10 protein-coding genes are annotated in these 13,074 nt (G+C 60.1%); 6 read left to right on the top strand and 4 right to left on the bottom strand.

The features are described 5' to 3' along the window. Nucleotides 1–79: 79 nt before the first annotated feature. Nucleotides 80–1,603, bottom strand: a complete 1,524-nt coding sequence (locus ACXX83_RS19085) for a fumarate hydratase (protein WP_015096634.1) — start codon at nucleotides 1,601–1,603, stop codon at nucleotides 80–82. A gap of 397 nt (nucleotides 1,604–2,000) precedes the next feature. Here ACXX83_RS19085 and ACXX83_RS19080 point away from each other — a divergent pair, with 397 nt between their 5' ends. Genes ACXX83_RS19080 through ACXX83_RS19070 form a run of 3 tightly spaced genes read left to right on the top strand, consistent with a single transcriptional unit; the run spans nucleotide 2,001 to nucleotide 4,814 of the window. Beyond that, the gene (locus ACXX83_RS19080; RefSeq protein ID WP_458549345.1) at nucleotides 2,001–3,107 is read left to right on the top strand and encodes a GGDEF domain-containing protein; all 1,107 of its coding nucleotides are present in this window, start codon (nucleotides 2,001–2,003) and stop codon (nucleotides 3,105–3,107) included. Then, a complete protein-coding gene (locus ACXX83_RS19075) occupies nucleotides 3,100–4,035 on the top strand; it encodes an iron-sulfur-binding ferredoxin reductase (protein WP_217836237.1) in 936 nt (311 codons plus the stop codon). The genes ACXX83_RS19080 and ACXX83_RS19075 overlap by 8 nt, the downstream gene beginning before the upstream one ends. Nucleotides 4,036–4,064: 29 nt before the next feature. Beyond that, nucleotides 4,065–4,814 (top strand): enoyl-CoA hydratase-related protein, encoded by a 750-nt coding sequence (locus tag ACXX83_RS19070; RefSeq protein WP_015096631.1) that lies wholly within the window; start codon nucleotides 4,065–4,067, stop codon nucleotides 4,812–4,814. 189 nt (nucleotides 4,815–5,003) lie between these two features. Here ACXX83_RS19070 and pyk read toward each other — a convergent pair whose 3' ends face one another. Next, the gene (gene pyk / locus ACXX83_RS19065) at nucleotides 5,004–6,455 is read right to left on the bottom strand and encodes a pyruvate kinase (protein WP_007978464.1); all 1,452 of its coding nucleotides are present in this window, start codon (nucleotides 6,453–6,455) and stop codon (nucleotides 5,004–5,006) included. 170 nt (nucleotides 6,456–6,625) lie between these two features. Here pyk and ACXX83_RS19060 point away from each other — a divergent pair, with 170 nt between their 5' ends. Together ACXX83_RS19060 and ACXX83_RS19055 are read left to right on the top strand one after the other, a co-directional pair. Then, nucleotides 6,626–7,009, top strand: a complete 384-nt coding sequence (locus ACXX83_RS19060) for a tetratricopeptide repeat protein (protein ID WP_015096630.1) — start codon at nucleotides 6,626–6,628, stop codon at nucleotides 7,007–7,009. Nucleotides 7,010–7,243: 234 nt separating this feature from the next. Further along, nucleotides 7,244–7,603 (top strand): PilZ domain-containing protein, encoded by a 360-nt coding sequence (locus tag ACXX83_RS19055; protein ID WP_095965416.1) that lies wholly within the window; start codon nucleotides 7,244–7,246, stop codon nucleotides 7,601–7,603. A 12-nt stretch (nucleotides 7,604–7,615) separates the two neighbouring features. Here the strand turns inward: ACXX83_RS19055 and ACXX83_RS19050 are convergent, their stop codons facing one another. Continuing rightward, nucleotides 7,616–8,935 (bottom strand): DUF58 domain-containing protein, encoded by a 1,320-nt coding sequence (locus ACXX83_RS19050; protein WP_458549344.1) that lies wholly within the window; start codon nucleotides 8,933–8,935, stop codon nucleotides 7,616–7,618. Next, nucleotides 8,932–9,933: an AAA family ATPase gene (locus ACXX83_RS19045; RefSeq protein ID WP_458549343.1), complete on the bottom strand. Its 1,002-nt coding sequence runs from the start codon at nucleotides 9,931–9,933 to the stop codon at nucleotides 8,932–8,934. The genes ACXX83_RS19050 and ACXX83_RS19045 overlap by 4 nt, the downstream gene beginning before the upstream one ends. A gap of 627 nt (nucleotides 9,934–10,560) precedes the next feature. Here ACXX83_RS19045 and ACXX83_RS19040 point away from each other — a divergent pair. Further along, nucleotides 10,561–13,071: a putative bifunctional diguanylate cyclase/phosphodiesterase gene (locus ACXX83_RS19040; RefSeq protein WP_458549342.1), complete on the top strand. Its 2,511-nt coding sequence runs from the start codon at nucleotides 10,561–10,563 to the stop codon at nucleotides 13,069–13,071. Nucleotides 13,072–13,074: the final 3 nt, after the last annotated feature.

Raw genomic sequence — 13,074 nt, 5'->3', positions numbered from 1 at the left:
AGTAGTGGCATTATCGGCAATAAAAAAAGCCACGCTATCTGCACAGACAGCGTGGCTTTTTCCGTGGCGGGTCGAGTGCTTACTGCACTTCCACCGCCAGGCTCTCACTGATCTTTTTCTGCCAGATGGCAGGACCGGTGATGTGTACGGACTCGCCCTTGCTGTCGACGGCAACAGTCACCGGCATGTCCTTGACCTCGAACTCGTAGATCGCTTCCATGCCCAGTTCGGCAAACGCCAGCACCTTGGACTTCTTGATCGCCTGGGCGACCAGGTAAGCGGCGCCGCCGACGGCCATCAGGTACACGGCCTTGCTGTCTTTGATCGCGTCGATCGCGGTCGGGCCGCGCTCGGATTTGCCGATCATGCCCAGCAGGCCAGTCTGCTCGAGGATCTGACGGGTGAACTTGTCCATCCGCGTCGCGGTGGTAGGGCCTGCCGGGCCAACCACTTCGTCACCGACCGGATCGACCGGGCCGACGTAGTAGATGAAGCGACCTTTCAGGTCCACCGGCAGGGTTTCACCCTTGTTCAGCATCTCGACCATGCGTTTGTGCGCAGCGTCGCGACCGGTGAGCATCTTGCCGTTGAGCAGGACGGTTTCGCCCGGCTTCCAGCTCTGCACGTCTTCCGGGGTCAGGGTGTCGAGGTTGACGCGACGGGCCGACGGGCCGGCTTCCCAGACGATTTCCGGGTAGGCGTCCAGCGGTGGCGCTTCCAGCGAGGCCGGGCCGGAACCGTCGAGCACGAAGTGCGCGTGACGGGTGGCGGCGCAGTTCGGGATCATGCACACCGGCAGCGAAGCGGCGTGGGTCGGGTAGTCCATGATCTTCACGTCGAGCACGGTGGTCAGGCCACCGAGGCCCTGGGCACCGATGCCCAACTGGTTGACCTTCTCGAACAGCTCCAGGCGCATTTCTTCGATGCGGTTCTGTGGGCCACGGGCTTTGAGCTCGTGAATGTCGATGGATTCCATCAACACTTCCTTGGCCATGACGGCGGCTTTCTCGGCGGTACCGCCGATGCCGATGCCGAGCATGCCCGGTGGGCACCAGCCGGCGCCCATTTCCGGGACGGTTTTCAGCACCCAGTCGACGATCGAGTCGGACGGGTTGAGCATGGCCATTTTCGACTTGTTCTCGGAACCGCCGCCCTTGGCCGCCACGTCCACTTCCACGGTGTTACCCGGAACGATGGAGTAGTGGATGACTGCCGGGGTGTTGTCCTTGGTGTTCTTGCGAGCGCCCGCCGGGTCGGCGAGGATCGAAGCGCGCAGGACGTTTTCCGGCAGGTTGTAGGCGCGACGCACGCCTTCGTTGATCATGTCGTCCAGGCCCATGGTGGCGCCATCCCAGCGCACGTCCATGCCGACACGGACAAACACGGTGACGATGCCGGTGTCCTGGCAGATCGGGCGGTGGCCGGTGGCGCACATGCGCGAGTTGATCAGGATCTGCGCCATGGAGTCACGTGCCGCTGGCGATTCTTCGCGCAGGTAGGCTTCGTGCATCGCCTGGATGAAATCCACGGGGTGGTAGTAGGAAATGAACTGCAGGGCGTCGGCAACGCTCTGAATCAGGTCGTCTTGCTTGATCACGGTCATGAGTCGCGCTCCTCTAAAAGACGGGAACATTCAATAAGGTGCTTGCAGCTTGGGTGCATCGGTCGGTTGCAAGCACCTTTCAAGGCACGCCGGGCATGCTGGCGCGACGCTAAAAAGGCGCGGCAGTATACCGCGCCTCGTTGAGCGGCACACGCGCCAGTGGTCAAACCTTGGTCTCATTGTCGTACCCGGCCCCTGTAGGAGCTGCCGCAGGCTGCGATCTTTTGATTTTGTTTTTAAGATCAGGATCAAAAGATCGCAGCCTGCGGCAGCTCCTGCAGGGGAATCGGGTCATCCCGAAAATTGAATGGTCATTTATCGGCCACGCCACTAAAGTGACATGCGGTCTGTAGAGTAGGACGCTCTGTCAGTCTCCTTTCAATTGGTGAGTCAACGATTGACCCATAACGCCATCCAGCGCCTGTTGCTCAAACGTTTCGCCCTCGCGGCCGGCACCTATGCCCTGGTATTGCTGTTGCTGTGGCTGGCGTTTTTTACCGGTCACTACGAGGCGCCGCTGGCCAGTGTCGCCATCGGCAGCGCACTGGTCGTAACCAGCCAGGCCATCCTGTTCGCGGTGTTCTACAGCGGCTGCAACCTGCGTTTCGCCGACCCCAGCCTGACCGAGGCGCAAGTGTTGCTGGGGCTTGGCTGGCAAACCTGGCTGATCGCCCATCTGGACGAAGCCCGGGGTGCGTTCCTGGTGTTTTACGTTCTTATCCTGCTGTTCGGCCTGTTCCATCTGTCACGCCGATCCTTTGTGCGATGCGCATTGCTGGTGTTCTTCAGCTTTAGCGCGATCACTCTGTGGGAGGGCTACCACTTCCAGTTGCCCGACCCGGCCATGGCGGTGTTGCAGGTGTGCGTGCTGTTCATCGTGCTGGTGTGGCTGGTGTTGTATGCCCGCTACGTCCAGGCTTCACGACAACGCATGCGTCAGCGGCGTTTTGCCTTGCAGGCGCACCAGGACACCTTACGCGGGATGATGCGCCAGCTCGAAGATCTGGTGGCCACCGACGAACTCACAGGCCTGTTCAATCGCCGGCATTTCCTGCGCCTGGCTTCCCGCGAGTTGAACGCCATGGAAGCCGGAGTCGTTCATGGCCTGGCGCTGATCGACCTCGACCATTTCAAACGCATCAACGATCTGCATGGGCATGCCGCCGGCGATCAGGTGCTGCAAGCCTTTGCCGGCGTTGCCACCGCGTGCCTGCGTGACAGCGATGTTCTGGCTCGCTACGGCGGCGAAGAATTCGTGGTGCTGCTGCCCGATTGCGATGCCGACAGTCTGACTTCGTGCTGCGAACGGCTGCGCATCGCCTTCACCGATGTCGAGTTGATCGGTCTGAATGTGCGCAACCTCAGCCTGTCCGCCGGCATGACCCTGCTGGAGCTGGGCGACGACCTCGATGACGCGCTGCAACGGGCCGATCAGGCGCTCTATCGGGCCAAGCGTGACGGTCGTAACCGATGCGCGGCGGCGTGGGAGAACGTCGATGCCTGAGTTGCGGGTTGGCGAGCGCCACTGGTCGGTAGCGGCGGGCAGCAATCTGCTCGACGCGCTGAATCAGAACGGCGTGCCGGTGCCTTACAGTTGCCGCGCCGGCAGTTGCCATGCGTGCCTGGTGCAGTGTGTACGGGGCCTGCCGAGCGACAGCCGGCCGGATGCCCTGAGTGCGCAGCAGCGAGAACAGGGTTGGCGCCTGGCGTGCCAGTGCCAGGTGGTCGAGGACTTGCAGGTGCATGCTTTCGACCCTCAGGTCGATGGCCAACCGGCCGAGGTCGCCGCGGTCGATTGGCTGAGCACCACGGTGCTGCGCTTGCGGGTGATCGCGCAGCGACCGCTGCGCTACAGCGCCGGCCAGCACCTGGTGTTGTGGGCGGGCAACGTGGCGCGGCCGTATTCCCTTGCCAGCCTGCCGCAGGAAGACCGTTTTCTGGAGTTTCATCTCGATTGCCGCAAGCCCGGGGAATTCAGCGATGCCGCCCGGCAATTGCGCATCGGCGATCCGATCCGTCTCGGTGAATTGCGCGGCGGTGCCTTGCATTACGATCCGGACTGGCATACCCGGCCATTGTGGCTGCTGGCGGCCGGCACCGGGTTGGGGCCATTGTTTGGTGTGTTGCGCGAAGCGCTGCGCCAGGATCACCAAGGCGCCATCCGTGTCATCCACCTGGCCCATGATGTCGATGAGCACTACCTGGCCAAGCCTCTGCAGGCCATGGTCGCCAGCCGTCCGAACCTGAGTGTCGAACTCTGGACCCCGGCCGAGTTGCCAGCGGCTTTGGCGCAACTGCGGCTTGTTTCCCGGCAAACCCTGGCCTTACTCTGCGGAGCCCCCGACAGTGTCGATGCCTTTGCCCGGCGCCTGTACCTGGCGGGACTGCCGCGCAATCAACTGCTGGCCGATGTGTTCCTGCCCCGTGGTTGAGCGCTGACTTTTCAGACGTGAGACCTGCCATGACCGAAGCCATCCAAGTTGAACGCGAACGCGGCCTGTTGACCCTGCGCCTGAATCGCCCGGACAAGAAAAACGCCCTGACTCGCGCCATGTACAGCCAACTGGCCGAGGCGCTGAAACAGGCCGACAACGACCCGGGGATCAGTGCTGTACTGATCAGCGGCTCAGCCGAATGCTTCACCGCCGGCAACGACATCGCCGATTTCATCCAGCAACCGCCGACCAGCCTCGACAGCCCGGTGTTCCAGTTCATGCTCAACCTGCTCGAATGCCGCAAACCGGTGATCGCCGCCGTGGCCGGGGCGGCGGTGGGCATTGGCACGACGATGTTGCTGCATTGCGATCTGGTCTACGTCAGCCGCGATGCGCGCCTGCGCATGCCGTTCGTCAATCTCGGGTTATGCCCTGAGTTCGGTTCCAGCCTGATCCTGCCGCGCTTGCTCGGGCAGGCCAAAGCGGCGGAGTTGTTGCTGCTGGGTGAAGGTTTCAGCGGTGAACAGGCGGCTGCCTGGGGCATTGCCAATGAAGCCTTGGGCAGTGGCGAAGAGGCCTTGGCCAAGGGGCGGGAGATGGGCTTGCGCTTTGAGTCGCTGCCGCCGGAAGCGGTGCGGATCAGCAAGCAATTGATGAAAGCGCCGGATCGGGAGCTGTTGCGCAAGGTGATTGAAGAGGAGGGGGCGTTGTTCACCCAGCGGTTGCGTTCGCCGGAAGCGTTGGCGGCGTTGACCGGGTTTATCAAGCGGCATTGAATCTTTCGCTGACTGGGCCGGCCCCTTCGCGAGCAAGCTCGCTCCCACAGGGATTGGGATTCACCGCAAAAAATGTGGGAGCGAGCTTGCTCGCGATGGGGCCGGATCAGGCAACACAAAAAATGGATCAGGCAGCAAAAAGCCCCGCCATTCACATGGCGGGGCTTTTGTTTTTCAGCAACCGGTCACTCAGACCATTGGATCGCCAACGTGCAGGATCTTCATGCCGTTGGTGCCGCCGGTGGTGTGGTAGCTGTCACCCTTGGTCAGGATGACCCAGTCGCCTTTCTGTACTACGCCGCGCTTGACCAGCTCGTCGATCGCCTTCTGGCTGACTTCGTTCGGCGCCAGCGAAGCCGGGTCGAACGGGATGGTGTACACGCCACGGAACATCGCCGCGCGAGCCTGGGCTTCGCGGTGCGGGGTGAACGCGTAGATCGGCACCGAGGAACGGATGCGCGACATGATCAGCGGGGTGTAGCCACTTTCGGTCAGGGCGATGATCGCCTTCACGCCCGGGAAGTGGTTGGCGGTATACATGGTCGCCAGCGCAATGCTCTCGTCGCAGCGCTGGAACTCCTTGCCGATGCGGTGGCTGGAGGTCTTGCTGGTCGGGTGCTTTTCGGCACCGACACAGATACGCGCCATGGCCTGAACGGCTTCCAGCGGGTACAGGCCAGCGGCACTTTCGGCCGAGAGCATCACGGCGTCGGTGTAGTCGAGCACGGCGTTGGCCACGTCGGACACTTCGGCGCGGGTCGGCATCGGGTTCTGGATCATCGACTCCATCATCTGGGTCGCGACGATCACCGCCTTGTTGTGACGACGTGCGTGCAGAATGATCTTCTTCTGGATGCCCACCAGTTCGGCGTCGCCGATCTCCACACCCAGGTCACCACGGGCAACCATCACCGCGTCGGACGCCTTGATCAGGCCGTCGAGGGTTTCGTCATCGGCCACGGCTTCGGCGCGTTCGATCTTCGCCACCAGCCAGGCAGTGCCGCCGGCTTCGTCGCGCAGTTGACGGGCGTATTCCATGTCGGCGGCGTCACGCGGGAAGGACACGGCGAGGTAGTCGACTTCCATTTCCGCAGCGAGCTTGATGTCGGCCTTGTCTTTTTCAGTCAGGGCCGGAGCAGTCAGGCCGCCACCGCGACGGTTGATGCCTTTGTGGTCGGACAGCGGGCCGCCGATGGTCACGGTGCAGTTCAGTTCGGTGGCCGTGGCGGTATCGACGCGCATCACCACGCGACCGTCGTCGAGCAGCAGCTCGTCGCCCACGCCACAGTCCTTGACCAGGTCCGGATAATCGATGCCGACCACTTGCTGGTTGCCTTCGGTCAGAGGATGGCTGGTGGAGAAGGTGAATTGATCACCGATCTTCAGCTCGATCTTCTTATTGGCGAATTTGGCGATACGGATTTTCGGGCCTTGCAGGTCACCCAGCAGGGCGACGAAGCGGCCGTGCTTGGCAGCGAGGTCACGCACCAGCTTCGCACGAGCCTTGTGCTCGTCGGGGGTGCCGTGGGAGAAGTTCAGGCGGGCGACGTCCAGGCCAGCCAGAATCAGCTGTTCGAGAACTTCCGGCGAGTTACTGGCCGGGCCAAGGGTGGCGACGATTTTGGTACGACGGACGGACATGCAAAGACTCCTGAGTTCAAGCGCTGAGTGAGGCTACTATGCTCCGAAGGTGTAGTCATTGTTCGTATGCACTACTTTTTTCTTTCTTTATTGAACCTGACAACTTTGCGCCAGGCAGCCTGAAGATTTTCGCCCACGGGTCGATACAACGTTCAAGACAGGAGATCCCCATGCGATTCGTACTCATTGCTGCCCTTGCCGTCGGCGCCCTCAGTGCCACCGGCTGCACCCGTTGGGCAATGAACCATCACTTGAACAATGCCTACAGCGCCTATGACCGGGGCAATTGCGAGCAGGTGATGCTCGAACTGTCCAAGGTCGAACGCGACAGCCGCGCGCGGCCATACGTGTGGCCGGAAGTGTCGATGATGCGCGGCCAGTGCCTGGAGCGGCAGAAGATGTTTATCGACGCGGCCCAGACCTACCAGTTCATTATTGCCGCCTATCCGCAAAGCGAATACGCCTACCGCGCCCGCGCCCGCCTGGAAACCTTGCAGAGCCTGGGCCACTACCCGTTGCGCAGTGCCGCGGCGGTAAAACCGACGCAGTTCTGATGGCAGGCGAGCATTCCATCGCTGGCTCCCCGGCGGCGCTGAGCTATAGTCCAAGGAACCGGTTTTAGAGCCTTGCCTCTGAACCGGGGCAACACCTGTGACCGGCATAAGCAGGACTCAGCGCCGTAAGGACTGGCGCACCGGGAGCGGGGAGAGCGGGCCAAGACTCAATGAGTACCCGTTCCGAAGCAGTAGTGCGGCTCTGCTTAAGAGCCTTGCATAGCGAAAACGCACATGTTCACCGACCGCCGAATCGAGCGGCATCAACTGCCGTATTTCCTGAAAGTATTCAACGGTATCACCGGCAAACCCATCGGCTACCTGGGCAATGTCTCCGAAGACGGGCTGATGCTGATCAGCCAGCTGCCAATGATGATCGGCGCGGACTTCAACCTGCGCCTGAAAATCCCGGCGACCGAAGGCGGCCAGCGGATCATCGACCTGCAGGCCTGTTGCCTGTGGTGCCACGAAGACGCGACCCCCCAACATTACGACGCCGGTTTCAGCCTGCAAAGGGCACCGCCGGAGTATGGGCAATTGGTGAGGGCGTTGAAGCAGTACTTCAGCTTTCAGTCATTGCCGGCCTCGGCTTGAGATCACTCAGGCTCAAGCTCTTTTCCAGCCCAGATACCGCGTCACCAACGTCGCCCCCAACTCGCCGGGTAGCGCATCCATCACCAGCACACCATGAGCGTTCAAGCGCTCATGGAGTTCGGCGCGTGCATTGAGGTAGTCCACGGTCCCGCAATAGGCCAGCGCCTCGGACAAGGTCTGTACCGGTGACTGGCGCAAGGTGTCGAGCACGTCCTCGCGCAGGCTCGCGACCAGCACCTGGTGCTGCTGGCTCAGGCGCTTGACCGCCGGGAGCAACTCGTCGTCCTCTTCGCGCAGGTTGGTCACCAGTACCACCAGTGCCCGGCGTTTTTGCCGTGCCAGCAGTTGCGTAACGGCGGCTTGGTAGTCGGCGCTGCGTTGGCTGCTGTGCAAGTCATAGACGCGATTGAGCAGTGTGTTGAGATGGCTGCTGCCTTTTACCGGCGCAAGATAGCGCGGCTGCACGCTGGCAAAGGTACTCAGGCCCACCGCGTCGCCCTGGCGTAGCGCGACGTAGCTGAGCAGCAAACAGGCATTAAGCGCATGGTCGAAGTGCGATAGCTCGCCGTCCTGGCTGCGCATGTGCCGGCCGCAGTCGAGCATGAAGATGATCTGCTGGTCGCGTTCGTCCTGATACTCCCGGGCAATGGGCGAGCGCTGGCGGGCGGTGGCTTTCCAGTCGATCTGACGCAGGCTGTCGCCTTCGCGAAATTCCCGTAGCTGATGAAACTCCAGTCCCAGGCCTCGACGCTGGCGTTGACGTACGCCGAGCTGGCTGAGCCAGTTATCCACAGCCAGTAACTGGCCGCCATAGATTCGGGCGAAGTCGGGATAGACGCGGGTGTGGTCCGCGACATCGAGAATGCGTTTGTCGGACCACAAACCCAATGGGCTCGGCAGGCTGATTTCGCAGTGCTCAAAACTGAAGTGCCCGCGTTTGAGCGGACGTAGCCGATAGTCGATTCGGCTGTGCTGGCCCGGTTGCAACTCGACAGTCAGCGGCAGGAGTTCGAAGTCCAGGCCCGAGGGTACATGGTCGAAGATCTGTACGCTCAGCGGTTGTGAAAAGTCGTGTTCAAGGATCAGTTGCACATCGCTCCAGCGACCGAGGGCCAGACTGCCGGGTATCTCACGGCTCAGCCGGGGCGAGGGTAGTCGCTTCAGCCGAAAGGCATCGAGCAGGGCCAGGACCAGCAATGCCAGGAGCAGTCCCCAATTGATCTGCGTGACGCTCGCCGGCACCGCCAGCTCCAACGCCCGCAGACTGCCGAGCACGATGCCGATGGCCAGTAGTGACGTTAACCAGATCAATAGCAGGCGCGAGGGTTTCACTGCCGCGGTGCCGGTACTTGGTCGAGCATCTGTCGGAGCACCTGATCGACATCCAGCCCTTCGATGTCCAGCTCCGGCGCGATGCGCACACGATGACGCAGCACCGCCAAGGCGCAACCCTTGATGTCGTCCGGAATCACGAACTCCCCGCCGCGCAGCAGCGCACGGGCACGGGCACACCGCACCAGCGCGATGGACGCGCGCGGGCCGGCGCCGAGGGTCAGGCCGGGCCAGCTGCGAGTGGAGCGGGCCAGGCGCACGGCGTAATCGAGCACCTGATCGTCCAGCGCCAGGTCGCTGGCGATGCGTTGCAGGGCCAGCACATCCCTGGCCTGCAACAAGGTGCGCATCGGCTGGACATCGAGCATGTCGGCCCGGGTCGAGCGGCTGACCTGACGCACCATGTCCAACTCTTGCTCGGCGTCCGGGTAATCCATGCGCACCTTGAGCATGAAGCGATCCAGTTCGGCTTCCGGCAGCGGGTAAGTGCCTTCCTGTTCGATCGGGTTTTGCGTGGCGAGCACCATGAAGGGTTGCGGGATCGGCAATGGCTGGCCTTCGAGGGTGACTTGCCGTTCCTGCATGGCCTCGAGCAGCGCCGCCTGGGTTTTCGCCGGGGCGCGGTTGATCTCGTCGGCCAGTAGAAGGTTGGTGAATAACGGCCCTTTGCGCAGTTTGAATTGCTCGGTCTGCATGTCATACACCGCGTGCCCGGTGACGTCGCTGGGCATCAGGTCCGGGGTGAACTGGATGCGCGCGAACTCACCGCCGAAGCAACGGGCGAGGGCGCGTACCAACAGGGTCTTGCCCAACCCCGGTACGCCTTCGAGCAATACGTGGCCGCCAGCGATCAGCGCGGTCAGCACGTCGTCGATCACGCTGTCCTGGCCAATCACGGCTTTTTGCAATTCTTTGCGTACGGCCTGGGCCAGATGGCCGGCACGCTGACGCTGTTGAGCGGCATGGCTCGTTGCGTGGGGCTCGATCGGTTCATTCATTGGTTCCGGAGCCTTACTAACTGCTACATTGGTTTTATCTTCCATAAATCAGTCACTTATCTAATCTAACTTTTTTCACGTGTTTTTTTACGCGTGGAACGAGTGAGTGACTGCCAATCTGCTTCATTGCAATCCCATGGCAACCCCACATTTGAGCATTCGTCAGAGGTGGAGGTTAGTCTATCTCAGCCGTCACTCGCCCACCCTGAAGTGCAACTGCCGACATTGCCTGCCTCCATCAAGGGCTACTACCGACCTGGAGCAGTCGGCGAACAGAATAATGGCAAATTAGTAGCTAAGCTTGGTCTGCACGCTCGCCATAGGTGCAGAACGAGGTTGAGGAAATTGAAAGGAACAGAACATCTGGCAAAAGTGATTGCCGACGTTCAGTTCTACAATGGAGAGCGAGGAGAATCGTTACCTGGAACGATGATGTCAAAGACAACAAATGAAAATGATTTCGCTTTATCGCCGAAATGTTAAGAGGCTGATTCCGAGAGTAAAAAAATTTCACCATGAAATTAGCATCGCCAAATGCATTGCCTAGTGTCGGCACAAAAGGTTGATTGGTTTCCGAATACCGCTTCTATTGGTTGATTTAGAAGGATTATGTTTGGAGATTGTGAAATGGATTCTTTCAGGGATAAAAGCGCCGCAAAGCAAGCCATACCCACCAGTACAAATAAGCCGCGTTCGACCAAGTGGCACCGCATGTACTTTTTTCTTGCGGGATTCGACGTGCTGGTTGTTGTGCTGAGCGTGCTATTGAATCACCTGATCGTCGATACCTATCACCGCTCCATCAAGGCAAACCAGTCGTGGGTCCAACAGCTGTCGAGCTATTCAACGCTGGGCAGCCTGGCTTCCACAGTCAATGCGCCGGGCAATAATGTGTTCGATACACATAATGTTGAAGCCGAATCGGGGAACATGAATGAAGCCTTGCGCGTCTTCAACGAGCATTTGGCAATGGCCAAAAAACAGTTGGAAGTACGGATCGCCAATGAGGCTGAACACAGTGCAGATATACAAGCCTTTACCCTTGCATTGAAGGATGAGGTGGGTGCAGTTGATGCCGCGATGGTCGAAATGGTGAACGAGGCCTTGCTGATCTTTTCCTACTTCAGGGAGGGGCAGTCGGATAATGCCGGCAAACGCATGGCAACGATGGACAGGAAGTTTGCCCTGTTGCTCGCCTCACTCAGTACCGTGCGCGATCGCGTTGGCCTGATTCAAAGCAAGCTCCTGGAGGAGGAGCTTGAGTCGGTCGAAGAACTGCGCCGGGTCGAATACGCGATCATGGTGTTCGTGCTGTTGATGGTCAGTGCGGCCATGATCTACGGGGGCAAGATCAGGCGCGAAATGGAGTCGCAAGCAGCTGAAAGGGAAGGTTATCTGGCAGTGCTGCGCGAAAGCGAGAAGCAGGCCCGCCAGCAGGCATCGCTGCTGGACAAGGCCCAGGACGCCATTGTCGTTCACGGGATGGATAACCGCATCCTGTACTGGAACAAAAGTGCCGAGCGTCTCTACGGTCTGTCAAAGGAAGAGGCACTCGGCAAATCGGCACAGGAGTTGATCTACCAGGGTAGCGCCGCTTTCAATGCGGCCACCAACAGCCTGATCGAAACGGGTGACTGGGCGGACGAAGTGACACTTCGACGCCGGGATGGCTGCACCATCACGCTCGAAAGTCATCGAACCCTGGTGCGAGACGATGATGGCCAGCCGCAATCCGTTCTGTCGATCAATACTGACATCACCCACCGCAAGACCGCTGAGCAAGAGGTCCAGCGTTTGGCCTTCTACGATCAGTTGACCGGGCTGCCCAACAGGCGGCTCATGTTGGACCGGTTACAGCATCTGCTGGCGGGCAGCTCCCGTAGCCTGCATACGAGCGGGATAATTCTCATTGACCTGGATAACTTCAAGGCACTGAACGACACGCTGGGGCATGACAGAGGCGACATGTTGCTGCAGCAAGTTGCTCTGCGCCTTTGCGGCTGCATACGCGAGAGCGACACCGTGGCTCGCCTGGGCGGAGACGAATTCGTCGTCCTGCTGGATGGCCTTAATGAAAATCCTCCAGACGCGGCTATCCAGGCCAAGGCTATTGGCGAAAAGATTCTCAACTCTCTGAACATTTCCTACCAGTTGGATGGATATGAGCACCACAGCACCCCCAGCCTCGGCATTGCGCTGTTCCAGGGGCAGCTGAGCACAGCGGACGATATTTTGAAGCGCGCTGACCTGGCGATGTATCGCGCCAAGGCGGCGGGCCGCAATACCATGCGCTTCTTCGATCCGCAAATGCAGGCGGTTGCCACGGCACGCGCCAGACTGGAAGTAGACTTGCGCCAAGGTTTGCAGGACAACGAATTCATTCTTCATTACCAGCCGCAGGTCAATAGTGAGGGCCGTATCATTGGCGCAGAGGCACTGATGAGATGGCAGAATCCTGAGCGCGGAGTCGTGTTTCCAGGCGAGTTCATTCCATTGGCAGAGGAAACGGGGCTGATTCTGCCGTTAGGCCGTTGGGCGCTGCAGGCAGCCTGCACTCAGCTGGTTGCCTGGGCAAGGCATTCGGAAACCGCCCGGCTGGGTATGGCTGTGAATGTCAGCGCCCGCCAGTTTCACCATCCGGACTTCGTCGAGGAGGTACTGCAAGTACTGAGATACACCGGGGCCGATCCGAAGAAATTGAAACTGGAACTGACCGAAGGCCTGCTGATTGAGGATATGGAAGGTACTGTCGCCAAAATGATCGAGTTGAAAGAGATCGGCATAGGCCTTTCGCTGGATGATTTCGGTACCGGCTACTCGTCACTGTCATACCTCAAGAGCCTTCCGCTGGATCAACTCAAGATCGACCAGTCCTTCATCAGAGATGTGCTGGTTGATTCCAACGACGCCGCCATCGCCTGCGCGATTGTGAGCCTGAGCCAGATATTGGGGCTTTCGGTGATTGCAGAAGGTGTGGAGACAGAAGCTCAGCGTACCTTTCTGGTCAAGCATGGCTGCCAGACCTACCAGGGTTTCCTGTTTTCCCCGCCACTGCCAGCCGAACAATTTGTGGAGTATGTTCACGAAAGATTCATGGCGAGCACTGATTTCCCATGGACCAAGACTGAATCGCCATAAAGA

It is taken from the genome of Pseudomonas sp. GNP012 (genome assembly GCF_054343835.1).
Note: the sequence above shows the minus strand (reverse complement) of the source record. Positions and strands in the feature narration are given on the sequence as shown.

Bases quoted from the DNA above. Each gene is read 5' to 3' on its own strand.
- ACXX83_RS19085 (WP_015096634.1), bottom strand. From the start codon at position 1,603: ATGACCGTGATCAAGCAAGACGACCTGATTCAGAGCGTTGCCGACGCC.
- ACXX83_RS19075 (WP_217836237.1), top strand. From the start codon at position 3,100: ATGCCTGAGTTGCGGGTTGGCGAGCGCCACTGGTCGGTAGCGGCGGGC.
- ACXX83_RS19070 (WP_015096631.1), top strand. From the start codon at position 4,065: ATGACCGAAGCCATCCAAGTTGAACGCGAACGCGGCCTGTTGACCCTG.
- pyk (WP_007978464.1), bottom strand. From the start codon at position 6,455: ATGTCCGTCCGTCGTACCAAAATCGTCGCCACCCTTGGCCCGGCCAGT.
- ACXX83_RS19060 (WP_015096630.1), top strand. From the start codon at position 6,626: ATGCGATTCGTACTCATTGCTGCCCTTGCCGTCGGCGCCCTCAGTGCC.
- ACXX83_RS19055 (WP_095965416.1), top strand. From the start codon at position 7,244: ATGTTCACCGACCGCCGAATCGAGCGGCATCAACTGCCGTATTTCCTG.
- ACXX83_RS19045 (WP_458549343.1), bottom strand. From the start codon at position 9,933: ATGAATGAACCGATCGAGCCCCACGCAACGAGCCATGCCGCTCAACAG.
- ACXX83_RS19040 (WP_458549342.1), top strand. From the start codon at position 10,561: ATGGATTCTTTCAGGGATAAAAGCGCCGCAAAGCAAGCCATACCCACC.